21 protein-coding genes and 2 pseudogenes are annotated in these 22,803 nt (G+C 71.2%); 6 read left to right on the forward strand and 17 right to left on the reverse strand.

What is annotated here, in order from left to right; translation table 11 throughout:
• The first annotated feature begins 128 nt into the window (after positions 1 to 128).
• Together Q0863_RS04070 and Q0863_RS04075 are read left to right on the forward strand one after the other, a co-directional pair.
• Positions 129 to 899, forward strand: coding sequence for an NAD kinase (locus tag Q0863_RS04070; protein WP_298575286.1), 771 nt, complete (start codon positions 129 to 131; stop codon positions 897 to 899).
• A gap of 171 nt (positions 900 to 1,070) precedes the next feature.
• Positions 1,071 to 1,985 carry a 5'-nucleotidase gene (locus tag Q0863_RS04075; protein WP_298575288.1) on the forward strand — a complete coding sequence of 305 codons (915 nt, stop codon included), beginning with the start codon at positions 1,071 to 1,073 and terminating at the stop codon, positions 1,983 to 1,985.
• Positions 1,986 to 2,083: 98 nt separating this feature from the next.
• On the opposite strand, the pseudogene Q0863_RS04080 reads toward Q0863_RS04075, so the two are convergent.
• The 4 genes and pseudogenes from Q0863_RS04080 to Q0863_RS04095 form a co-directional block, all read right to left on the reverse strand.
• Positions 2,084 to 2,383, reverse strand: a pseudogene (locus tag Q0863_RS04080) (lipid-A-disaccharide synthase N-terminal domain-containing protein); the annotation flags it as partial.
• A gap of 40 nt (positions 2,384 to 2,423) precedes the next feature.
• Positions 2,424 to 3,125: pseudogene (locus Q0863_RS04085) on the reverse strand (glycosyltransferase family 2 protein); the annotation flags it as partial.
• On the reverse strand, positions 3,122 to 4,903 hold the full coding sequence (locus Q0863_RS04090; RefSeq protein ID WP_298575290.1) for a phosphoethanolamine--lipid A transferase: 1,782 nt from the start codon (positions 4,901 to 4,903) through the stop codon (positions 3,122 to 3,124). The pseudogene Q0863_RS04085 and the gene Q0863_RS04090, both read right to left, overlap by 4 nt.
• A 125-nt stretch (positions 4,904 to 5,028) precedes the next feature.
• On the reverse strand, positions 5,029 to 6,723 hold the full coding sequence (locus Q0863_RS04095) for a glycosyltransferase family 39 protein (RefSeq protein WP_298575293.1): 1,695 nt from the start codon (positions 6,721 to 6,723) through the stop codon (positions 5,029 to 5,031).
• A 140-nt stretch (positions 6,724 to 6,863) separates the two neighbouring features.
• Between Q0863_RS04095 and Q0863_RS04100 the strand changes: the two genes are divergently transcribed.
• The 3 genes from Q0863_RS04100 (at position 6,864) to Q0863_RS04110 (ending at position 10,051) form a co-directional block, all read left to right on the forward strand.
• On the forward strand, positions 6,864 to 7,562 hold the full coding sequence (locus tag Q0863_RS04100; RefSeq protein ID WP_298575296.1) for a response regulator transcription factor: 699 nt from the start codon (positions 6,864 to 6,866) through the stop codon (positions 7,560 to 7,562).
• Positions 7,552 to 8,817 carry a HAMP domain-containing sensor histidine kinase gene (locus Q0863_RS04105; RefSeq protein ID WP_298575298.1) on the forward strand — a complete coding sequence of 422 codons (1,266 nt, stop codon included), beginning with the start codon at positions 7,552 to 7,554 and terminating at the stop codon, positions 8,815 to 8,817. Before Q0863_RS04100 ends, Q0863_RS04105 begins: the two co-directional genes overlap by 11 nt.
• An 823-nt stretch (positions 8,818 to 9,640) precedes the next feature.
• The gene (locus Q0863_RS04110; protein ID WP_280940883.1) at positions 9,641 to 10,051 is read left to right on the forward strand and encodes a hemerythrin domain-containing protein; all 411 of its coding nucleotides are present in this window, start codon (positions 9,641 to 9,643) and stop codon (positions 10,049 to 10,051) included.
• Between the two features lie 100 nt (positions 10,052 to 10,151).
• On the opposite strand, the gene Q0863_RS04115 is transcribed toward Q0863_RS04110, so the two are convergent.
• Positions 10,152 to 11,210: a radical SAM protein gene (locus Q0863_RS04115; RefSeq protein WP_298575305.1), complete on the reverse strand. Its 1,059-nt coding sequence runs from the start codon at positions 11,208 to 11,210 to the stop codon at positions 10,152 to 10,154.
• Between the two features lie 9 nt (positions 11,211 to 11,219).
• Entirely contained in the window at positions 11,220 to 11,573 is a 354-nt protein-coding gene (locus tag Q0863_RS04120; RefSeq protein WP_298575308.1) for a hypothetical protein, read from the reverse strand.
• Between the two features lie 424 nt (positions 11,574 to 11,997).
• On the opposite strand from Q0863_RS04120, the gene Q0863_RS04125 reads away from it, so the two are divergent.
• On the forward strand, positions 11,998 to 13,272 hold the full coding sequence (locus Q0863_RS04125; RefSeq protein ID WP_298575311.1) for an acyltransferase: 1,275 nt from the start codon (positions 11,998 to 12,000) through the stop codon (positions 13,270 to 13,272).
• Positions 13,273 to 13,332: 60 nt separating this feature from the next.
• Here the strand turns inward: Q0863_RS04125 and Q0863_RS04130 are convergent, their stop codons facing one another.
• From Q0863_RS04130 to can, 11 genes are all read right to left on the reverse strand, one after another.
• Positions 13,333 to 13,872, reverse strand: coding sequence for a DUF2939 domain-containing protein (locus Q0863_RS04130; protein ID WP_298575314.1), 540 nt, complete (start codon positions 13,870 to 13,872; stop codon positions 13,333 to 13,335).
• The gene (locus tag Q0863_RS04135) at positions 13,872 to 14,558 is read right to left on the reverse strand and encodes a DUF2461 domain-containing protein (protein WP_298575317.1); all 687 of its coding nucleotides are present in this window, start codon (positions 14,556 to 14,558) and stop codon (positions 13,872 to 13,874) included. Before Q0863_RS04135 ends, Q0863_RS04130 begins: the two co-directional genes overlap by 1 nt.
• Positions 14,555 to 16,000, reverse strand: a complete 1,446-nt coding sequence (gene sbcB, locus Q0863_RS04140; protein WP_298575320.1) for an exodeoxyribonuclease I — start codon at positions 15,998 to 16,000, stop codon at positions 14,555 to 14,557. Before sbcB ends, Q0863_RS04135 begins: the two co-directional genes overlap by 4 nt.
• Positions 16,001 to 16,140: 140 nt before the next feature.
• Positions 16,141 to 17,505, reverse strand: coding sequence for an NAD(P)/FAD-dependent oxidoreductase (locus Q0863_RS04145; protein WP_298575902.1), 1,365 nt, complete (start codon positions 17,503 to 17,505; stop codon positions 16,141 to 16,143).
• 75 nt (positions 17,506 to 17,580) lie between these two features.
• Positions 17,581 to 17,910, reverse strand: coding sequence for a GIY-YIG nuclease family protein (locus Q0863_RS04150; RefSeq protein ID WP_298575323.1), 330 nt, complete (start codon positions 17,908 to 17,910; stop codon positions 17,581 to 17,583).
• Positions 17,911 to 18,097: 187 nt separating this feature from the next.
• Positions 18,098 to 19,384 (reverse strand): kynureninase, encoded by a 1,287-nt coding sequence (kynU, locus tag Q0863_RS04155; protein WP_298575327.1) that lies wholly within the window; start codon positions 19,382 to 19,384, stop codon positions 18,098 to 18,100.
• Positions 19,385 to 19,439: 55 nt separating this feature from the next.
• A complete protein-coding gene (locus Q0863_RS04160; RefSeq protein ID WP_298575330.1) occupies positions 19,440 to 20,465 on the reverse strand; it encodes an amidohydrolase family protein in 1,026 nt (341 codons plus the stop codon).
• A gap of 88 nt (positions 20,466 to 20,553) precedes the next feature.
• Complete coding sequence (locus Q0863_RS04165) at positions 20,554 to 21,015, reverse strand: bacteriohemerythrin (protein WP_298575332.1); 462 nt, start codon at positions 21,013 to 21,015, stop codon at positions 20,554 to 20,556.
• A 118-nt stretch (positions 21,016 to 21,133) separates the two neighbouring features.
• Positions 21,134 to 21,682, reverse strand: coding sequence for a 3-hydroxyanthranilate 3,4-dioxygenase (locus tag Q0863_RS04170; protein ID WP_298575335.1), 549 nt, complete (start codon positions 21,680 to 21,682; stop codon positions 21,134 to 21,136).
• On the reverse strand, positions 21,679 to 22,116 hold the full coding sequence (locus Q0863_RS04175; RefSeq protein ID WP_298575337.1) for a RidA family protein: 438 nt from the start codon (positions 22,114 to 22,116) through the stop codon (positions 21,679 to 21,681). The genes Q0863_RS04170 and Q0863_RS04175 overlap by 4 nt, the downstream gene beginning before the upstream one ends.
• A complete protein-coding gene (can, locus tag Q0863_RS04180; protein WP_298575339.1) occupies positions 22,116 to 22,778 on the reverse strand; it encodes a carbonate dehydratase in 663 nt (220 codons plus the stop codon). Before can ends, Q0863_RS04175 begins: the two co-directional genes overlap by 1 nt.
• Between the last annotated feature and the right edge of the window lie 25 nt (positions 22,779 to 22,803).

Below are 22,803 nucleotides of genomic sequence, written 5' to 3' on the forward strand. Positions count from 1 at the left end.
ACTCGGCCCGCCCGGCGGGCAACTGGAACAATCGACGCAACTTCCATCAGCACACCGGCAGCGGTTGTCCGGCTGCGTCGCCGTGCGCGCAGGGTTATGCTCAACGGCCGACCGCGCAGGAGCCGCCGATGAGCCCGACGCCCCGCATCGCCTTTCTCGCCAGCCAGACCGACGACGCCCGCGCAGCGCAGGAGGTCCTGGCCGCACTGCACGGGCAGTGCGAACCCGACGAGGCCGACGTGCTGTGCGCGCTGGGCGGCGATGGCTTCATGCTGCAGACCCTGCACCGCCACGGCAGCCTCGGCAAACCCGTGTTCGGGATGAAGCTCGGCACGGTCGGCTTCCTGATGAACCAGTTCCGCGAGGACGACCTGCTGGCCCGCATCGCGGCCGCGGAACCGGCGGTGCTGCACCCGCTGGAGATGATCGCGCAGACCGAATCGGGCGCCACCGTCGGCTCGCTGGCCTACAACGAGGTCTCGCTGCTGCGGCAGACCCGGCAGGCGGCGCACCTGTCGATCGAACTCAACGGCAAGCTGCGCCTCGACGAGCTGATCGCCGATGGCGTGATGGTGGCCACCGCCGCCGGCAGTACCGCATACAACTACTCCGCGCACGGTCCGATCCTGCCGCTGGGCGCCAACGTGGTCGCACTGACGCCCATCGCCGCCTTCCGGCCCCGTCGCTGGCGCGGCGCGCTGCTCAAGGCCGATACCGAGGTGCGCTTCCGCGTGCTCGATCCGTACAAGCGCCCGGTCAGCGCCACCGCCGACTCGCACGAGGTGCGCGACGTGGTCGAGGTGACGATCCGCGAATCGCGCGAACGCACGGTACGCCTGCTGTTCGACCCCGAGCACAACCTCGAGGAACGCATCCTCAGCGAGCAGTTCGAGGCCTGACCGGCGCCGCCGCCCTATCCGCAGGCGCGGCGGGCAGGACCTGCCGGCAATGCCATGCCAGGGCGCGGGGCGGGGCGGCGGGCCGCGCCCCGACGTGGCACGGCGATGCCATGCGTCCGCCCCCTGGCCCGGACGCAGGCGCAGCGACGCCCGCCGGGCCATAATCGGCGCATGTCCGGCAAAGAACCCGTCGCAGTCCTCACCATCGCGATCTCCTCGCGCGCCCTGTTCGACCTGGAGGACAGTCACGCGCTGTTCGAGAGCGAGGGGATCGAGCGTTACGCCGATTTCCAGCGCGAACGCGAGGACGATGTGCTCGAACCGGGCATCGCGTTCCCGCTGGTGCGCAAGCTGCTGGCGCTGAACGAATCCGCGCCGCCCGAAGCGCCGCGCGTGGAGGTGATCCTGCTGTCGCGCAACTCCGCCGACACCGGGCTGCGCATCTTCAATTCGATCCAGCACCACAGGCTGTCGATCTCGCGCGCGACCTTCACCTCCGGCGAGCCGACCTGGCCGTACGTGCGGCCCTTCGGCGCGCACCTGTTCCTCTCGGCCAACCCCGACTCGGTGCGCCAGGCACTGGCCAACGGCGTCGCGGCCGCCAGCATCCTGCCCGAGCGACCCAAACCCGGGCGGACGCCCAACGAACAGATCCGCATCGCCTTCGACGGCGACGCGGTGATCTTCGGCGACGAGGGCGAGCGGGTCTCGCGTGAGGGCGGCATTGCCGCCTTCCACGCGCACGAGATCGAACGCGCGCGCGAACCGCTCTCCGGCGGCCCCTTCCGCGCCTTCCTCGCGGCCCTGCACGACCTGCAGGCGGCCTACCCGGCGGGGCAGGCCGCGCCGATCCGTACCGCGCTGGTCACCGCGCGCTCGGCGCCCGCGCACGAGCGCGTGATCCGTACCCTGCGCGACTGGGGCGTGCGCCTGGACGAGGCGCTGTTCCTCGGTGGCCGCGCCAAGGGCCCGTTCCTGGAAGCCTTCGGCGCCGACATCTTCTTCGACGATTCCCTGCACAACATCGACAGCGCCCGCCAGCACGTGCTGGCCGGGCATGTGCCGCACGGCGTCTCCAATCCCTAGCCAGGCGGATGCGGCCCGGCGCGGGACGCCGCCTCGGCCGGGGCCGCCGTCGCCGCCTGCGCGACACCGGCCATGCGCCGGGCACCGTGGCGCGGCCGGCGCAGGTCCAGCCACAGGCTATAGGCGGCGGTGAAGGCGGGGAACAGGTTCTGCAGCACGCCGACCGCATCCTGCTTGCTGGAGAACAGGAAGTAGGACAGCGTCATCGTGCTCCCGGCCAGGCTCATCACCCAGAACGCGCGCGGGATGACGGGCTCGCCGGCCTTATGCGTGGCGACGAACTGCACCAGCCAGCGCAGGGCGAACATGCTCGCCCCGGTCAGGCCGATCAGCTTCCACGGCGTCATGTGCAGGCCGGTCCAGGCCAGCGCCGCGATCTCCTGGTTCATGGTGTCCATCGGCGTCCTCTGGGATGGCGGAGGTGGAAGCGGCATTGCCGCGGCGGATCAGCCACAGCATGCCGAGCAGGTCAGGTACGCCGGCCAGGGCGCGCGAAAGGTTGCCGTACTTCGAACGTCCCGCGGTCCGCGGCCGGTGCCGCACCGGCACGCTGACCGTCCGCCAGCCGGCGCGCTGCATCAGCGCGGGCAGGTAGCGGTGCATGTGGTCGAAGGCCGGCAGGTCGAGGAAGGCCTCGCGCTCGAACAGCTTGATGCCGCAGCCGGTGTCGGGCGTCGCGTCGTGCAGCAGCGCGGTGCGGATCCGGTTGGCCCAGCGCGACGCCCAGCGCTTGCTGCCGCTGTCGCGTCGCTCGACGCGCCAACCGGCGAACAGCTTCACCCCGGCAGATGCGCGCGCGCGCCGCTGGAGCAGCATCGGCAGGTCGGCCGGGTCGTTCTGGCCGTCGCCGTCCAGGGTCGCGATCCAGCCCCCGCGCGCCGCCCTGGCACCGTTCCGGATCGCCGCGCTCTGGCCGAGGCGGCGCGGATGCGACAGCACGCGCAGCGCCGGCACCGCGTGCGACTTGCCGCGCAGCACCTCCAGCGTGTCGTCGCTGGAACAGTCGTCGACGCAGACGATCTCGTAGCGGCCGAGGCCGTCGACCTGGGCGATCTCGTCGATCAGCCGGCCGATGTTGTCGCGTTCGTTGAACACGGGAATCACGATCGACAGTGCGGGGGCAGGATTGGGGGTGCTCACGTTGCGGTTCCCGGGGTGGCGGATGCGGTGGCGGCGGCCGGCCGGCAGTCGGCGAACAGATCGCGGTCGCGGCGGTAGCTGCCGCTGGCCACGTCCAGCGCACCCATCACCGAATGGAACAGGTGGTCGTGGGTGAGCGGTTGCGCCGCGCGGCTGGCGAGGCAGGCGGTGTCGAGGTGCGTGGCCGCGGCGAAGGCGGGCGAGAGCCAGGCGATCATCGGGACGCGCAGCTGCACCTCGGGCGCCACCGGCCAGGGCATCCCGTGCAGGTACAGGCCGTTTTCGCCCAGCGACTCGCCATGGTCGGAGACATAGAGCAGCGCCGCGTCGTAGCGCGACTGCGCCTGCAGCGCATCGATCGCCGACGCGAGCAGGTGGTCGGTGTAGAGCAGGGCGTTGTCGTAGGCGTTGACGATCTGCTCGCGGCTGCAGTCGCCCAGGTCGGCCGAGGCGCAGACCGGCTGGTAACGCCGGAATTCCGGCGGCGCGCGGTCGCTGTAGTTCGGGCCGTGGTTGCCGAGCATGTGCAGGACGACCACGCGGTCGCGCGTGCCGTCGCCCCACCACGCCGCCGGGTCGGCGAACAGGATCCCGTCGCGGCAGCGCAGGCCATCGCAGTAGGCCGGGTCGCGCGCGCTGTCGAGGCGCTCCACCGGCAGGCCATCGCAGACGCCCTTGCAGCCGGACTGGTTGTCGCGCCACAGCACCGAGACCCCGGTGCGCGCAAGCACGTGCAGCAGCGATTCGTGGCTGCGGATCGCGCGGCTGTCGTAGTGCTCGCGGCCCTGGATCGAGAACATGCACGGCAGCGCGACCTCGGTGCTGCTGCCGCAGGCGGTGACGTCGGCGAAATTGACCACCCCGGCCGTGCGCGCCAGCTCCGGCGTGGTCTGCCGGGCATAGCCGGACAAGCCCCAGTTCGCGGCGCGCGCGGTTTCGCCCACCACGATCAGCAGCAGGCGCGGCTTCGCGCCCGCCGTTCGCGGCAGCAGGTGGGCGTCGCCGGCGACCTGGAAGCGGGGGCCGCGCTCTTCATGCTCGGTGGCCAGCTTCAGCGACGAGACCAGCACGTTCGCGGGCGCCACCAGGTAGCGCACCTCGCGGTGGTTGCGGATCAGGGCGCTGAGTTCGCGCGAGGATCCGAACGCGGCAAGGAGCGCCGCCAGGCCGACCGCAGCGACGAAGACCAGCCTACGCGCCACGCCGGGCAGGGCCGGGCTGGGCAGCAGCCGGATCCGCCACAGCACGAGCAGCGCCGGTGCGGTCGACAGCAGCGACAGCAGCAGCCCGCGCGACAGGAATTCGGAGGATTCGCGCAGGTCGGTGTGCAGCACGTTGCCGATCATGTCGGCGTCGATGTGCACGCCGTAGGCCGCCGAGTAATGCGAGGCGAGCGCGGACACGAGCAGCAGCGCGGCGACCACCGGCTTGGCCAGCCATCGCCAGACGAGCGCCGACAGCAGCACGGCATTGGCGGCGAATACCAGGACCGCCAGCGAGGCGATCCAGCCGGCCTGCTGCAGGGGCGCGTCCACCGCCGCGCGCCAGAACGCGCCGTTGTCGAACGCGGCGAAGTACAGGCTGGTGCTGGCGATCAGGGTTTCGCCGTGCAGTCGCGGGCGCAGCCGCGCGATGCTGGCGGGCAGGGCGGACCAGGCCGATGCCGGGGTGGCCGATGCCAGCCCGTGCAGGGCGCAGGCACCGCCGTCCGGCGACACGGCGCCGTGCGCCTGCTGGGTCTGGATGGCCGGCGACCGGCGGGGGTAACGAAGGCGCATGTGCCGTGGAGTGGCCGGTTGCGGAATGCACCCATGCTCGGCGCCGCCACGTCGGAGTGCGGTCGGAATGCTGTCGGAGTCGCGTTAATCGCCTCGCCAGCATCGAGGCGAGGTTGCAGCGCGGTTCAGTCGGCCGCGCGCGGCGCGAAGGGCGGCACGTGGCAGGCCGGGCGCACCGCCGGGGCCGGCACCAGCCACCACACGCGGCGGCTCGACACCCCCAGGCGCTGCGCGCGCGCGCGGTCCACGCAGGGTCCCAGCGCATCTTCCAGCACGAACAGCCAGCGCTGCCCCGGCGCCTGCGCCAGCCACGCGGACGCGTCGCGCCACTGCGCGTCCCACGGGCGGCGGAAGCCGAACTCGACCACGTCGCCCTCGGCCTGCAACAGGTGCTGTTCGCGCCAGCCCAGCAGGCCCAGCTGCGCGTCGGGTCCGATGCGCCGCCCGGCTTCGCGCATGATCGCGCGTCCGGAACTGTCCTCGTCCACCGCCGGCGCCAGGCCCAGGCCATGCACGATCCACAGCGCGGCCATCGCCAGCACGGTCGCCAGTCCGGTGCGGCGCAGGCGCAGGCAGGCGATGCAGGCCGCGACCACGGCGCCCAGTACGGACAGCCACAGGCCGAGCCGGGCGAGCGTGCCCGCATCGAGGTTGCGACGTGCCGCCTGCTCCAGCAGCCAGGCGGGAGGATCGAACCGGGCCTGCAGCCCGATCGCCAGCGCGCCGAAGGCCAGCAGCGCCAGCCAGGCCAGCAGCGCAAGCTGGACGCCGCGACGCCGCAGCAGGCCCGGCAGCAGCGGCGCCGCGGCCACGCACAGTGCCGGCAGCATCGGCAGCACGTAGACATCGCGCTTGCCCGGGCTGGCGCTGAAGAACAGCAGCACCAGCAGGCTCCAGCCCAGCAGCAGCACCCAGCGCGGGTCGAGCCGGCGCACGCGGCGCCACCAGGCCGGCAGCAGCCACGGCAGCAGCAGCGCGCCGGGCAGCCACAGCGTCGCGATCACCTGCAGGTAGTACCAGGCGGGTTTGAGATGGTGCCAGGCGTTGGCATAGCGGGTGCCGGTCTGCGTCCACAGGATCTCCGCGGCATAGGCGTGCAGCGCCGGATCGTCGCGGGTGGCCACGGCCCACAGCAGCGGGCCGAGCCACACGCCGGCGCCGGCCAGGAAGCCGCCCGCGCCCGCCGCTGCGTGCCAGCCCGCGCGCGAGGCCGGCGCAACGCCCGCGATGCGTCCGCGCAGCAGCAGCCACGGCAGGAACACCAGCAGCGGCAGGAAGCCCACGCCCTTGGTCACCGTGCCCAGCCCGGCGGCAAACGTGCCCAGCGCCAGCAACCGCCAGTCGCGCCGCTGCAGCAGGTACTGCAGCAGCGCCCACAGCGAAAGCGTGGTCATGGCCAGCAGCACCATGTCGATCTGCGCGCGCGTGGCCTGCAGCCCGAACTGCACGCAGGCGAACAGCGCCAGCATGGCGTAGCGGCCCGAGGCCGGATTCCACAGGCGCCGTGCCAGGTCGCCGGTCGACCACAGCACCAGCAGCGCCGCGGTCCAGGACGGCAGCAGGAAGGCGCCCCGCCAGTCGCCGGTGAGCTTCTGCGCGCCGGCCAGCAGCCACATGAACAGCGGCGGCTTGTCGGCGTAGAGCTCGCGGCCGCGGTGCGGAAGCAGCCAGTCGCCGGATTCGACCATCTGGCGGGCGGCCAGCACGAAGCGCGGCTCATCGGCCGGCTGCGGGTCGCGCATGCCCGCGCCGGCCAGCAGGGCGCACGCCAGCAGCAGGATCAGGAGCACGAAACCGGGAGAACGCGGGGAGCTGGACATGGCGCGGCGTGGCGGGGTCCCGCGCATGATGCGGACCGGCGGTCGGAGAATTGTCGAAGCCCGCTTCCGACAGCTTTTCGACGCGGGACATGGCAGTCTGCGCCGATCCGGCGCGAGTCCGCGCCTTGGGGAGCAGCCAGGTGCACTTGCTGGTGGTGGAGGACAACCGCAACCTTACGGCCAACCTCTTCGACTATTTCGAGGCGCGTGGCCACGTGCTCGATGCCGCGCCGGACGGCATCACCGGCCTGCACCTGGCCAGTACCCAGCCCTACGACGTGGTCATCCTCGACTGGATGCTGCCGCGCATGGATGGCCCCGAACTGCTGCGCCGCCTGCGTACCGAGCACGGATCCGACGTGCCGGTGATCATGCTCACCGCGCGCGACGAGCTGCCCGACAAGATCCAGGGCTTCCGCGCCGGCGCCGACGACTACCTCACCAAACCCTTCGACCTGCCCGAACTGGAAGTGCGGCTGGAGGCGCTGGTGTCGCGCCGCCAGGGTCGCGCCCGCCACCGCGTGCTGGAGGTGGCCGACCTGCGCCTCGACCTCGATACGCTCGAAGCCACCCGCGCGGGACGCGCGCTGCACCTGTACCCGGCCTGCCGCAAGCTGCTGGAGGTGCTGATGCAGGCCAGCCCGGCGGCGGTCACGCGCCAGCGCCTCGAACAGGCGCTCTGGGGCGACGACCCGCCCGACGGCGACATGCTCCGCTCCCATGTCTACGAACTGCGCCGCAGCGTGGACGGCCCGTTCCCGCAGAAGCTGATCCAGACCCTGCCCAGGACCGGCTACCGCATCGCCGCGCCGTCGGGCGAACAGGCGCATGCCGCGTAGCCGCAGCCTGCAGCGCCGCCTCACCGGTTGGCTGGCGGGCTACGCGCTGCTGCTGGCCGCGGCCGTGTTCGCGCATGGCCTGGCGATCAACGAGCACGCCGAGCGCCTGCTCTGGGATTCGCTGCTGCAGATCGAGCTCGAGCAGCACCTGCGCCACGACCGCGAGCAGCCGGGCTACCGCTGGCGCAACACCGACACGATGCAGCTGTATCGCGACGGCGATGCCGGGCCCGTTCCCGCGCCCCTGCGTGGCCTGTCCCCCGGCATCCATGACGAACTGTGGCTGGCCGGCCGGCAGACGGTGGTGCTGGTGCGCGACGTGGAAGGCGTGCGCCACACCCTGGTCCTGGACATCACCGACCTGGAGGACCGCGAGCAGACGCTCACCCTGGTCATGCTGGGCAGCGCGGTGCTGCTGGTGCTGGTGCTGGTGCTGCTGATGGGCTGGGGCCTGCGCCGCGCCCTGCGGCCGCTGTCCGCGCTGGCCGGCGACATCGGCCGGCTCGCGCCCGACCGACTCGGCCAGCAGGTGCGCCCCAGCGAGGACGCCAGCGCGGAGCTGATGGTGATTTCCGGCGCGCTGAACGACTACCTCGCGCGCCACGACCGCTTCATCGAGCGCGAGCGCGTGTTCATCGACACCGCCAGCCACGAACTGCGCACGCCCACCGCCGTGATCACCGGCGCCATCGAGCTGGCCCTGCAGCAGCCCGGCCTGCCCGACGGCGCCCGCGCGCAGATGCTGCGCGCCCAGCGCACCGCGCGCAGCGTCGAGCAGCTGATCTCGCTGCTGCTGGTGCTGGCCAAGGATCCGGGCCGGCTGGCGCACAGCAGCGACCGGATCGAACTGGACGAGCTGGTGCTGGAGATCATCGACGACCACCGCTACCTGATGCAGGGCAAGCAGCTGGCGATCGACGCCAGCGGCGTGCAGCCCTGCGAAATCCAGGCGCCGATCGCCATCGTCCAGGCCGCCATCGGCAACCTGCTGCGCAACGCCATCGAGAACAGCGACCAGGGCGTGATCCGCGTGGCGCTGTCGCCCAACGCCACCCTGACCATCGAGGACCCGGGCCACGGCATGACGCCCGAGGAGATCGCCCGCATCTACGCCCAGATGGCGCGCACCGCCGGTCGCGACGGCGGCGGCATCGGCCTGGAGCTGCTGGGCCGCATCTGCGAACACCTGGGCTGGGACCTGCGCTTCGAATCCGAACCCGAGCGCGGCACGAAGACGGTGCTGCGGCTGCGCTGAGCCTTTGCGCGCGCTGCACGCCGTCGCGCGTGGAGCGGATGCCGCGAGTGGGGGTGGCTGGCGCGCGACTGTCCGAAGCTTGCGCGCGACCGGTCGGGGCTCGCGTGCAACTGGCAGAGACTCGCGCGCGACCCTAAAAGACTTGCGCACGACCCTCAGAGGCTTGCGCGCGACCCTGAAAGGCTTGCGCGCAATCGAAAAAGGCTTGCGCGCAACCGGAAAAGGCTCGCGTGCAACCGGAAAAGGCTCGCGTGCAACCGGAAAAGGCTCGCGTGCAACCGGAAAAGGCTCGCGCGCGACCGGAAAAGGCTTGCGCGCGACCGGGAAAGGCTTGCGCGCAACCGGAAAAGGCTCGCGCGCAACCGGAAAAGGCTTGCGCGCAACCGGAAAAGGCTTGCGCGCAACCGCAAAAGACTCGCGCGCGACCGGAAAGGGCTCGCGCGCGACCAGCTGGCGCTTGCGCGCAACCGGCAGACGCTTGCGTGCGACCCGTTCTGGCTTGCGCGCGACCGCCTGGCCCTCGCCTGCGCGGGGGTGACATGCGGTGGAAACCCGCCCGTGCGGGGGTGACGGACGGTGGGACCCGCCAGCGCGGGGGTGACGGGCGGTGGGATCCGCCTGCGTGGGGCGACGGGCGGTGGAAACCCGGCCTCCTGATCCGGTCCATCGCGTCCGCGGGTGCACGGCGGCCGGCCGGACTTCGGCCGCGTTGTTCGTCCCGGGTGTCCCCATGTCCGCGCAGCTCAAGCCCCGCGCCGGCCCGCCGTTAACAGGTACGGGCCTGCGCATGCCGGCCCGCATTCCGTTTGCAGTTGGAGCAGTGATGGAGATCGCGCGTTACCACCGGGACCACGACCGGATCCTCGAACAGATCGACGCGCTGCGGGCGCTGTCGCGCGCGGGCGTGCGCGAGAACGCCGAGCGCATCGGCGAGGCGATCGTGAGCACGGCCAGCCACATCAAGTTCCACTTGGCCGCCGAAGAGCAGGTGCTGTACCCGGCGCTGGAGCGCAGCGGCGATGCGCGCGTGGCGGCGATGGCGGGGCGCTACCGCACGGAGATGCAGGGGCTGTCGGAAGACTTCGCCGGCTTCGTGCAGCGCTGGCGCGTGCCGGCCCGGCTGGCGGCGGATCCCGACGGCTTCCGCGCCGACGCCAACACCGTGCTGCGGGCGCTGTTCGAACGCCTGCAGCGCGAGAACACCGAGCTGTACCCGGCCGCCGAACAGGCCTGATCGACTGCGCGTCGCCGCGGCGGCCGTGCGGACGGCCGCCGGGCGCGCATCGTCGCGCGCTTTACCCCGGCGGCGCGAGCGCGCCTCCGGGGCGCCCGGCTCAGGCCGTCAGCGCGGCCGGGATGCGGTGCACGTGGCTGCGGGCGCCTACCACCTCGTGCCAGTTGCTGAGCAGCGGGCCGTCGTCGGCGCCCAGTTCGTCCCAGACCTCCCTGCACAGGCGCCGCAGCCCCGGCAGGCGACAGTCGCGGAAAGACGGCCAGGCCTCGCGCAGCGGCTGCTCGTGCAGGTTGCCGATGCGGTAGCGCCGGTCGAAGCCGTGCGAGAGCGGCACGATGCTGCCGTCGGCCTCCAGCACCAGCAGGCCCAGCGCGTCGGGCGCCGACGTGGCGCGCGCATCGGCGCAGGCGTAGAACAGGCCCGGATGCTCGCGCACGTGCTGGCGATAGACGATGTCCATCTGCAGCTGCATGCGGCAGCCATGCTTGCTGGCGATGGCGATGCCCATCAGGTACACGCGCGCCAGGATGTCCTCGTCCGCGCCGGCATCGGCCAGTTCGCTGCGCGCGCGCCCGCTCATCTCCAGCGGATGCACCTGCAGCAGGCTGGCGCCCTGCGCGGCGGCGTAGTCGGCCACCCAGGGCAGGTGGGTCCAGTCGGTGCGCGTGAGGGTATGGATGAAGCCGAAGGCCAGGCCGGCCGCGCGCACCGCGTGCAGCCCGCGCTCCAGCCGCTCGAACGCACGTGGATGGCCGCGCACGCGGTTGTGCACCTCGGGCGGCCCGTCGAGGCTGATCGCCAGCACGTCCACCAGCCCGGCCAGCCGCGCGAAGCGGGCGTGGTCGGTGAAGAAGCCGTTGGTGGTGACGGTGGTGCGCATGCCCAGCGTCTTCGCGTGGCGCAGCACGGTCTCCAGGCCCGGATACATCAGCGGTTCGCCGCCGGACACCGACACGACGCCGTAGCCCAGCGCGGCCGCGTCCTCGATGGCGCCGCACACCAGCGCCGGGTCCAGCGACAGGCTGGCTGCCGGACCGGAGCTGGAATAGCAGTGCGCGCACGACAGGTTGCATCGCAGCGAAGGATGGATCTGCAGGGTGGCGTTGCCGACGGGGCCGTAGGCCCCGTCGGACGCGGGCAGCATGTTCGGGATGCCCATGCCGATGCCTCAGAACCCGCGCTGCTGCTGCACGGGCGCGCCCAGGTCCACGTCCACGTGGTAGACCTCCGGCCACGGAATGCCCTTCGGGAACAGGCGCAGTCCGGAGACGCGCGAGGTCTTCGGCAGGATCTCCTGCAGCAGGGGGCCGATGGCGTCCAGGCCGATGTCGCCGCTCAGGCGCAGGCCGTCGACGATCGGCGGCTTGCCCAGGGGAAAGCCGCGCAGGTGTTCCAGGCCGCCCTTGTGGATGGAGGCCGCCACCTTCACCAGGTCGGCGAGGTTCTGCTTGTCGAATCCGCCGTAGCGGAGCTGCTCCATCAACGCATCCTCGACCGATGCGTTCTTCTTCGTGTCTTTCATGTGTCCTGCTCCCTCGATGGCCGCGCGGCGCACGCCGGACGGGCATTCCTTCGCCGCCCCCTGGACCCGGCCCTTGTGCGGCCGGATCGACATCGGATGCATGGGAAAGAACGCGGGGGCTTTCGCGGATCGGACAAGGGTGTGGTGGCGGCCGGCGGGGGACGGGAGAAGCCAGATCCTCTCCGGCGTCGCGGACGACGACCGGCTGTGCGCCGGATGCGCAACTCACAGGGCAGTCGGGACCTCAACGACCGAATAGTGGCCGCCTGCGATCGAGGCCTCATCTTCCACCCCTCGCAGGAACGTGGAGTGCGTCAGTGGGGCGTCCTGACCTGGCCTCCCGCCGCGTTAACCCGGTCGGAACTGGCCAAGGGAGGCCGCGTTGGCACAGCGGCCGTCATCGGAAGCCATCGGCGCGACGTCCATGCCGGCCGCATCGCGGGCACCCGGTTGGGGAGAGGGGGCTGAATACCGCGGCAGGATCATCGAGCTGGAGGGGCTGCGCGGCATCGCGATCGTGCTCGTCACGCTCCATCATTTCTGGCCGGACGCCGGCGCGTTCTTCGCGCAGTGGGCGCCGCTGGCGCACCTGGGCTGGATCGGCGTGGACCTGTTCTTCGTGATCAGCGGCTTCCTGATCGGCGGCATCCTGCTCGACACGCGCCACGACGCGCGCTACTTCGGCAACTTCTACGCGCGCCGGGTGCTTCGGATCTTCCCCCTGTACTACCTGCTGGTGCTGTCGCTGTTCGCCGTGGTGCCGATCGGCCAGGCGATCGTGCACCAGCTGCCTTACGGCGACACCGGCTTCGTGCGCGAGTCGGGAAGCCCGCTCTGGTACCTGCTGTTCGCCGGCAACATCCGCGAGTCGATCACCGGTGTCGAGCCGGCCTACATGCTGGCACCGCTGTGGTCGATCTCGATCGAGGAGCAGTTCTACCTGCTGTGCCCGCTGCTGGTCCGCTGGCTCGACCTGTCCGCATTGAAGCGTGTGCTGGCGGCGCTGGTGGTGCTGTCGCCGCTGTTCCGGCTGGCGATGTTCATCCTGTTTCCCGAGAACGAGCGCATCCAGTACCTGTCGACGATCGCGCGGCTGGACAACCTTTCCGTCGGCGTCTGGCTGGCGGTCGTGGCCCGGTCGGGCGCGGCCCTGCCGGCGTGGGCGCTCTCGGTGCTGTTGCCCGTGCTGACCGGGCTGGGGGTCGTGGTCTTCGCGCTGGGCGGCTTCGACCGCACCACGTTCTTCTGCCGCGTCTTCGGCTACAGCTTCCTGGCGATGTACTTCTACGTGGTCGTGGCCTGGGCCCTGCAGTGGCGCGGCCGCCCCGCGTCGGCGCTGCTGCGGATGCGCTGGCTGGTCTACCTCGGCGGCATCTGCTACGGGCTGTACATCCTGCAGCGCCCCTCGGAGGTGGTGCTGGTGAAGGGGCTGGAGCTGCTGTCGCTGGACATCGAGCGCTTCGGCCTGGTGTCGCTGCTGGCCAAGACGCTGTTCGCGGTACTGGTCGCCCACCTGAGTTTCCGCCTGCTGGAAACGCCCATCAACCGGCTGAAGTCGCGTTTCGTGTCCGAGCGGCACCCGATGCTGCACGCGTCCACTGCTCCGGCTCCCGCCCGGGCGCTGCCGCCGTCCGCGCCGGCCGGTACAGGCGCGCAGCCACCGCATCCCCCGCTGGAACCGGACCAGCCCGGACGCTGAACTGCAGTCCGGCGCCGGGCAGCCGTGCCTGCAGCGCCGGCCAGGCGCGTGCCCGACAGGTCAGCCGGGCGGCAGGCGGATGTCCGAGAGTTTCCAGCGCAGCCCGTCGCGGGTCAGGACGAACACGACCGGCGCGCCGTCGTCGGTCTGCACCGTGGCGGTGAAGCGGGACGTCGATTCATAGCGGCGCTGCGCGTTGCGCCACGGGTCGGGGCGCGCCGCCGCGCCTTCCGGGGTGCGCGGCGGCGGCGTGCCGGTGGCGCGATTCCAGACCTTGCGGCCTTCGATCAGGGCACCGATGCCGTAGGGCGTGACCATCAGGTCGACCGCGCCGCCGGCCACCTCGTTGGCGACGGCCGTGCCCAGCGCGCCGAGCCAGCCCGACTGCGCGTCCACGCCGACGCTGCGGGCGATGCGGTCGCCCAGCTGGTCCCGGAGGCTGGCGCGCAGCGGCGGGAAATCGATGTGCCGCGCCAGCGCGGTGGCATTCTCCTCGCGCACCGCCTTGCCGATGGCGTGCATCGCGACGAAGGCGCCCGCGGCCACCCAGGCGAGCAGGGCGGCCAGCAGCGCGACGGCGAGGACGAGCCACTTGCGCATCAGAACTCCAGGTCCAGCGCGGCGCACAGGTAATCCATGAACGGGGCCAGCGCGTGCAGGTCCTTCCGCAACGTGGGCAGCAGGCGCGGTCCGAGCATCACGCTGTCCTCGATCGAGCGCCAGGCGACGAAGTTGCGATGGCGCAGGTCGTCGAGGAATTCGAAGTCGTCGGGGAACCCGCGCGGCGGACGCACCAGCATCTCGTCGCTGTCGAGGTCGAAGCGGCGGCGGAACGTCGGCGCGTGCGCGGCGGCCTTCCAGCCGCCGGGATTGTCGAAGATGAACTGGCGGATCCGGCGCTGCACCGGGGTATCGGGATGCCAGATGCCGCCGCCGAAGAAGCTGCCGCCCGGCTGCAGGTGCAGGTAGAACGAGGGCGCGGGCACTTCCCGGTAGCGCTCGTGGTAGAGCCGGGCGCCCTGCCACTGCTTGTAGGGCGTCTTGTCGTTGGCGTAGCGCGTGTCGCGCTGGATGCGGAACATCGAGCCGCCGACCTTGCGCGAGTCCGAGCGGAAATGCAGGCTCACTTCCGCCAGCGGCGCCTGCAGGTCGTCGAGCAGGCGCTGGAAGGGTTCGCGCACCTGCGTCTCGTAGTCGTCCTTGTGGTCGAGGAACCACGCGCGCTCGTTGTGGCGCGCCAGCGAGCGCAGGAACTTCAGCGACTTGTCGGTGAAATAGGTGGTCATGCCAGGGAAGCGTGCAGGTGTTGGCCCCAGGCCTGGAGCTGGTCGAGCAGGGCGATGCGCGCGGCATCGCCGGCGTGTTCGGCGCGCAGTGTGGCGATGCGTTCGAAATAGGGCGTGAAACCGAGTTCGGACTGGGGGCTGCCGTCGGCCAGGCGCTGCCGGCGGAACTCGTTCCAGCGCAGGCGCTCGGCCGCGTCCAGCGTCTCGGGCCAGTTGCGGGCGCGGTAGCGGAACAGCAGTTCGGGCATGCGCGGGTCGCGGAAGCCGAACGCGCGCGCGCCCAGCTGCGCCGGCGGGGTGGCGCGCACCTCGTTGAACAGGCGCTTGTCGCCGTCCTGCAGGAAGCCGTCGTAGAGCGCGGCATCGGCGTCGGCGGCAGGCTGTTCGCGCTGTTGCGCGTACACGCGGCGCAGCTTTTCCGCCAGCTCGGGCCCGGCTTCGCGCAGGCGCGCGGCGCGGGCCTGCGCGGTGGCCGGATCGATCGCCAGGCGGGCGAAGTCCTCGGGACGCAGGTGGTCCCAGCGCACCACGGCCGGGCAGCGGTTGAGGTGGATTTCCTTGAGCGGGATGCGGGCCTGGCCCTCGGGCAGCTGGTCGGCGCGCAGATAGAGGCGCGCGGCGATGGTCTCGGCGTCGAGCTGCAGCAGGGCTTCGGGATCGGTGTCGAGGTCGAACACGATCACCCGGCTGTCGATGCGCGGATGCCGGGTGATCGGCGCCACCGCCGCCGCGCACAGGCGCGCGGCCGGATAGCGCTGGGACACGTGCAGCACCGGGGTCATCGCCACGGTGTCGAGCAGGGTGGCGACATGGCGCTTGTCGCGCAGGCGCAGCGCGTAGTCCCACAGCCGCGGCTGTGCCTGCCGGAAGCGACGGGCCAGGCCGATCAGCGCGCGCACGTCCGACAGCGCCTCGTGCGCATCGCCGACGCGCACGCCATTGGCGGCGGCCAGGTGTTCGAGCTTGAACGAGGTGCCCTTGCCGTCCTCGCGCTGCGGCCAGCTGATGCCGTCCGGGCGCAGCGCGTGCATCAGGCGCAGCACGTCGAGCAGGTCCCAGCGGCAGTTGCCGCCGCGCCACTCGCGCTCGTAGGGATCGTAGAAATTCCGGTACAGCCCGTAGCGCACGAACTCGTCGTCGAAGCGCAGCGAGTTGTAGCCCAGCGTGCAGGTCTGCGGGCGCGCCATCTCCTCGAAGATGCGGGCGAAGGCCTCGGCTTCCGGCACGCCCTGCGCCAGGGCGCGCTGCGGCGGCAGTCCGGTCACCAGGGTGGCGTCGGGCGAGGGCAGCAGGTCGTCGGCGGGCCGGACCAGGAAATCGATCGGCGCTTCGATCTCGTCGAGGTTCTCGTCGGTGCGGATCGCCGCGAACTGCGCGATGCGGGTGCGGCGCGGATCGGCGCCGAAGGTCTCGAGGTCGTAGAACAGGAAGGAGGCCGGCATGCGCGCATTGTAGGTGCGTGGGCGGTACGGGACACCCCAGGGCACCTGCGCTGCGCAAAGCGGGCCGCCGCCCCGCAATGCCAGCCGTTCCGCGGCCGCGCCGCAGCGGTTCGCGACCCGCGCAGGGCGCCGTGCGTCCGCTAGGGCGTATCGACCAGCGGCTCGAGCCGGGCCATCACCTCCGCATCCAGCGCGGCCCAGTCCACCTGCTCCAGGCCGCCGAGGCCTGCGGTCGCGCGCACCAGGATCGCGCGCTGGATCTCGCTGCGCGCCAGCGCCAGCGAGTAGGGAATGCGCATGAAGGTGACCATGCTGTAGTGCGGGACGAAGCGCCCCGGGTGGCGCTCCTGCAGCTGCAGTTCGAGCGCGCGCTGCAGCCGGTAGTCGTGGTTGTCGACGCGGTCGCGCATCTCCAGGTAGTTCTCCAGCGCCATGTGCTGAATCGCGGCGGCATCGGGCATGCGCTGCGCGGCGAAGGCGGCGTAGGCGGCGGCGATGTCGGGCGCGGACTGCAGGTGGTCGGCCAGCGCGACGCAGTCCTCGAAGGCGCAGTTCATGCCCTGGCCGTGGAAGGGCACCATGGCGTGCGCGGCATCGCCGACCAGCACCGCGCGCGAGTCGAGGCACCAGCGCTCCAGGTACAGCGTGCCCAGGGTGCCGACCGGGTTGCGGTCGTAGTCCTGCTCCAGCATCGGGATCAGCGGCACGGCGTCGGCGAACTGCTGCCCGAACAGCGCCAGGGCCGCGGCGCCGTCGGGCACCGTCTCGAAGCTCGGGTACGGGCCCGCGTGCGGCATGAACAGGGTGACGGTAAAGGTGCGCTCGTCGTTGGGCAGCGCGATGCACATGTAATGTCCGCGCGGCCAGATGTGCAGGGCATTGGCCTCGATCCGGAAGCTGCCGCCGGCGCCCGGGGGAATCTCCAGCTCCTTGTAGCCGTGGTCGAGCCATTCGGTGCGCTCGCCCAGGTCGGCATGGCGCGCCATCTGCGTGCGCAGCGTGGATCCGGCGCCATCGGCGCCGACCAGGGTATGGAAGGGGCGCGTTTCGTCGTGCCCTTCGCCGCACACGCGCATCGTGCACGCATCGAAGTCCACCGATTCCAGGTGGCGGTCGAAGTGCAGGACGGCACCAGCGGCCTCGGCGGCCTCGATCAGCACGAGGTTGAGCTCGCCGCGGCTGATCGACCAGATCACTTCGCTGTCGTCGCGGCCGTAGCGCTGCAGTTCCGGGGCGCCGCCGAGCGGGTGCACCATGCGGCCGCGCATCATCACCGCCTGGCGCATCACGCCCAGGTCGGCGCCCGCCTGCCGCAGCGCGTGCAGGCCGCGCTCGGCAAGCGCGAGGTTGATCGAGCGTCCCCCGGCATAGCCATGCACGCGCGGATCGCCGCGGCGCTCGAACACCTCCACCTGCCAGCCGCGCTGGGCGAGCAGGGTGGCCAGCAGGGTACCGGCCAGGCCGGCGCCGATGATGGTGATGCTGCGATTGCCGGCTGTGTTCATCGACACCCGAGGAGCTCCTTCATTGGTGCCGTTCCGGAACGAAACCACGCGGCAGCTCGACGCACACGACCGCCGTCATCCCCGCGCAGGCGGGGACCCAGCGTCTTCAGCTCCAGCTGCCAGGTGAGGCCACAGGTCGTTCCAGTAGGGATTCGCCTGCTCGACCAGCCGGATCTTCCACGCCCGGTTCCACCGCTTGAGCCGCTTCTCGCGGGTGATCGCCGCCTCCATGGTCGCATGCAGTTCGTACCAGACCAGCCGCGCGATCGCGTGGCGATGGGTGAATCCAGGCACAAGGTGTTCGCGATGCTGCCAGATGCGGCGAACCAGGTCGCTGGTGACGCCGATGTACAGCGTGCCATTGCGGCGGCTGGCGAGGATGTAGGTGGCAGGTTGCCGGTGCATGGGTTTGCCATCCGTGGCAGTGGCGGCGAAAGACGCTGGGTCCCCGCCTGCGCGGGGATGACGGAATCCACCTGTTCGATCCTTCCGTGCCGGTCGATGCGACAAGACGGATCACCAGGCTGACGCGCCGCTGCGAGACGCCGCACGCCTCGGCGGATCCCTGGGGAGGGTGCATCAGCTCGCCCGGTCATCGTGCTGTCCAGTGTTCCACCGCTCGCGCGAAGCGCAGCACGTCGGCGTGGGTGTTGTAGAGCGGGGCGGGCGAGATGCGGATCACGTCGGGTTCGCGCCAGTCGCCGACGATGCCCTGGCTGCCCAGGAACTCGAACAGCGAGCGCCCGGCCTCGCGCCCCTCGAGGCCACGGCCGCGCGTGACCCGCAAAGACAGCTGGCAGCCACGGCGGGCCGGCTCGCGCGGCGTGATCACCTGCAACGTCCCGCCCAGGCGCGCGTCGACCAGGGCTTCCAGGTAGCCGGTGAGCCGTTCGGATTTCGCACGCAGCGCGTCCATGCCGGCCCTGGCGAACAGCTCCAGCGAGGCGCGCAGCGGTGCCAGCCCCAGGATCGGCGGATTGCTCAGCTGCCAGCCGTCGGCGCCGGGGGTGGGAACGAACTCCGGTCCCATGCGGAAGCGCGTGGCCTGTTCGTGGCCCCACCAGCCGGCGAAGCGCGGACGATCGGTGTGGGCGTGTCGTTCGTGCACGAAGCAGCCGGCCACCGCGCCGGGACCCGCGTTCATGTACTTGTAGTGGCACCACACCGCGAAATCCGCGCCGCTGTCGTGCAGCGCCAGCGGCAGGTTGCCCACGGCGTGGGCCAGGTCGAAGCCGGCGACGGCGCCGGCCGCGTGCGCCATGCGGGTGATGGCGGCGAGGTCGAAGGCCTGGCCGGTGCGGTACTGCACGCCGGGCCACAGCACCATGGCCAGTCGCGGGCCATGCATCGCGATCGCGCGTTCGATCGCCTCCATCGAGATCGTGCCGTCGGCTTCGTCCGGCGCGACTTCGATCAGCGACTGCGCGGGCGACAGGCCGTGGAAGCGCAGCTGCGACTCCACCGCGTAGCGGTCGGAGGGAAAGCTGCCGGCCTCGACCAGGATCGCGTTGCGCGCCCCGTCCGGCCGGAAGAAGCTGACCATCATCAGGTGCAGGTTGGCGGTGAGCGAGTTCATCGCCACCACCTCCGAAGGCAGCGCGCCGACGACGGTGGCGAGCGGGTCGCGCACCAGTTCGTGGTAGGGCATCCACTGCGCCTGCCCGGTGAAGTGTCCTTCGACCGCTTCGGTCGCCCACTTCTCCAGCACCTGCTCGACGTGGGCGCGCGCGCCGCGCGGCTGCAGGCCCAGCGAGTTGCCGCAGAAGTAGGCCTGCTCGGCGCCGTCGTGGCGCGGCAGCAGGAACTGGTCGCGCAGGCTGGGCAGCGGATCGGCCTCGTCGAGGCGGCGGGCGTGGTCGTCGGCGTACAGGTCGGTCATGCAGGCATTGTAGGAGGCCGGTGCGACGGATGGCCGCGCAGCGGCCGGGCGCGGATCATGCGAAGCGCGAGGCCGGCAGGCCGAGCCATTCCAGCGCGGTGCCGTGGTAGAGCCGCGCGCGCTCGGGCGCGTCCAGTCCGAGCTGCTCGATGCCCGCGCCCGGTTCCTGTTCGCCGAGCGGGAAGGGGTAGTCGGTGCCCAGCATCACCCGGTCCACGCCGCAGGTCTCGATCAGGTAGCGCAGCGCGCGCGGATCGGCCACCCACGAGTCGAAGTACAGCCGGCGCAGGTAGTCGCGCGGGTTGTGCGGGTTGTCGGTGGCCACCAGGTCCGGCCGCATGTTGAAGCCGTGTTCGATGCGGCCGATGGTGTAGGGGAAGCTGCCGCCGCCGTGGGCCATGCAGATCTTCAGCTTCGGCAGGCGCTCGAGCACGCCGCCGAACACCAGGCAGCAGGCCGCGCGCGACTGCTCCGCGGGCATGCCCACCAGCCACGGCAGCCAGTACTTGGGCATCGTGTCGGTGCCCATCATGTCCCAGGGATGCACCAGGATCGCGGCGCCCAGGTCGGCGGCCGCCTCGAAGAACGGGAACAGCTCGGGCGCGTCGAGGTTCCAGTGGGTGCCGTCCGGGCCGGTCACGTGCGAGCCGATCTGCACGCCCTGCAGGCCCAGCTGGTCCACGCAGCGCTCCAGTTCCTGCACCGCCAGCCGCGGCGACTGCAGCGGCACGGTGCCCAGGCCGGCGTAGTGGCGCGGGTGGTCGCGGCAGGTGCCGGCCATGTGGTCGTTGAGCGCCTGGTGCAGTTCCAGCGCATGCTGCGGGCGTGCCCAGTAACTGAACATCACCGGCACGGTGCTGATCACCTGCACCTGCACGTCGAACCGCGCGAACTCGTCGATGCGCTCGCGCGGATCCCAGGTGCGCGACCAGATCTCGCGGAAGAAGCGGCCATCCTTGTAGATGCGGTGGCGCCCGTCCTCGGTGTGGTGGATCACCGGGAAGCGGGCTTCGCCGTACTTGCGCGCCAGGTCCGGCCAGTCGCGGGGCAGGTAGTGGGCGTGGATGTCGATCCTGAGCATCGCCCGATTGTAGGCACTGGCGACGCGATCGGCGCGCCGCAGTGCGGCACGGCCCCGGGCGCCGCGTGGTCCGGCGCCGGGCTGGGGATCAGCCGAACAGGCGGTGCACGGTGCGCTTGAGCCAGCCGCCGTGCTGGTGCTCGCGGACGAAGACGTTCAGGTGCTGCTTGACCTGGTCCGCATAGGCCTTGTCGTCGTTGCGGATGTGGTTGAACAGCCAGCGCGAGAGCATGCCCTGCAGTTCGCCGACCACGTCCTCGCCGGCCTCGAAGCGCATCCGCATCTCGCCCACGCGGCGGGCGAACACCTCGTGCACGCGCTTGTGCGCCGCGCAGAACGGGTAGCCCGCTTCCTCCATCAGCTCCTCCTCGAAGGCGAAGTGGGAGAGCGTGTAGTCGACCATCTCGTCGATCACCTCGGTGATCGCCGCGCGCGAACCCGACTTCTGCGCCACGTGCAGGTTGTTGATCATCTCGACGATGCGCTGGTGCTGGCTGTCGATGATGTCGATGCCGGTGTTGAGGCTTTCCTGCCAGATGAGCAGTCCCACGATGCGTGTCCCCTGTCGCGTGTGCGTGCGGGGGCCACTGTGCTGCGCGGGCCGCGATGCGGCATTGATCGCGATCAAACCCCTGCGCGCGCCGCTGTGCGCAGGCGCACCGGTCCGGTCAGGTGATGTCGGCCTGCGAGTCGGCCTGCATCTCGTAGCGGGTCGGGCGCGGGTTTAGGTGGCCGCAGGCCGTGCAGGTGCGCAGCCGCTCGCTGCGGTAGAAGGTCTCGAACACGCGGAAGAAGTCCTGCTCGATGTCCTCGAGGTGGAAGAACTCCTCGTAGAGCTTGCCGTTGCAGCGCTCGCAGAACCACATCAGCCCGTCGTCCTCGTGCGGCAGGCGCCTGCGCTCGATGACCAGGCCGATGGAGCCTTCGGCGCGCTGCGGCGAATGCGGCACCCGCGGCGGCAGCAGGAAGGTCTCGCCGGCGCGGATCGGGATGTCGCGCACGCGGCCGTCCTCCTGGATGCGCAGCACCATCTCGCCCTCGAGCTGGTGGAACCATTCGGGGCCTTCCTCGAAGTGGTAGTCGGTGCGCGCATTCGGGCCGCCGACCACCATCACGATGAAGTCGCCGTCGTAGATGCACTTGTTGCCGACCGGCGGCTTGAGCAGGTGGCGGTGGTCGTCGATCCACTTCCGGAAATTCAGTGGCGCGGGGATCATGGCGTGTCTCCCTGGATGGCGGCGACGCATTTGAGTTCGATCGCGATCGGCGTGGGCAGGGCGTCGATGCCCAGCGTGGTGCGGCAGGGCGCGCTGGCCGGATCCGGGAAATGTTCGGCCCAGACCGCGTTGTAGCCGGCGAAATCGGCGGCCATGTCGGTGAGGTAGACCGTCACGTCGATCAGGTCTTCCCAGCGCGCGCCGCTGGCCGCGAGCACGGCGCGCACGTTGGCGAAGACCGCGTGCGTCTGCGCCCTGATGTCGTGCGCCACCAGCCGGCCGGCCTCGTCGGTGACGTTGCCCGGCACCGTGCCGGTGGCCGGGTCGCGCGGGCCGATCCCCGACAGGTACAGCAGGTCGCCGTGGCGGCGCGCGTGTGGATAGCGGCCGACCGGGGCCGGCGCCGCATCCGCCCGGATGCCGGCGCCCGTCATCAGCGGTCCGCCCGGTCGACCTGGATGCGGGCCAGCGCCGGGGCGTACTGGTCGGCCAGTGCGCGTTCGCTGTCCACGTCGAGGCCGAGGTCGTGGACGCGGCCGTCGCGCAGGGTGTAGACCCAGCCGTAGACATGCAGCGTCTGTCCCGACGCCCAGGCGTCGCGCACGATCGTGGTCTGGCAGACGTTGGCCACCTGCTCGAGCACGTTGAGTTCGCACAGGCGGTCGTGGCGCAGGCCGTGCTCGCCGATCTCGGCCAGCACGGACTCGTGGCGGTTGGCCACGTCCTTGACGTGCCGGATCCAGTTGTCGGCCAGTCCGACGCGCTGGCCATCGAGCGCGGCCAGCACGCCGCCGCAGCCGTAGTGGCCGACGACCAGGATGTGCTCGACCTTGAGCACGTCGACCGCGAACTGGATCACCGACAGGCAGTTGAGGTCGGTATGCACCACCACGTTGGCGATGTTGCGGTGGACGAAGACCTCGCCCGGCGCCATGTCGACGATCTGGTTGGCCGGCACGCGCGAATCGGAGCAGCCGATCCACAGGAACTTCGGCGTCTGCAGCTTCGACAGCCGCTGGAAGAAGGTGGGATCCTCGGCCTCGATGCGGGAAGCCCAGGCTTCGTTCTTCTGCAGCAGCTCGTCGAGTCGGCTCATCGGGGGTCCTGTGGCGGAGGTCGCG

This window comes from uncultured Luteimonas sp. (assembly GCF_947492465.1).
Taxonomy (GTDB): Bacteria; Pseudomonadota; Gammaproteobacteria; order Xanthomonadales; family Xanthomonadaceae; genus Luteimonas.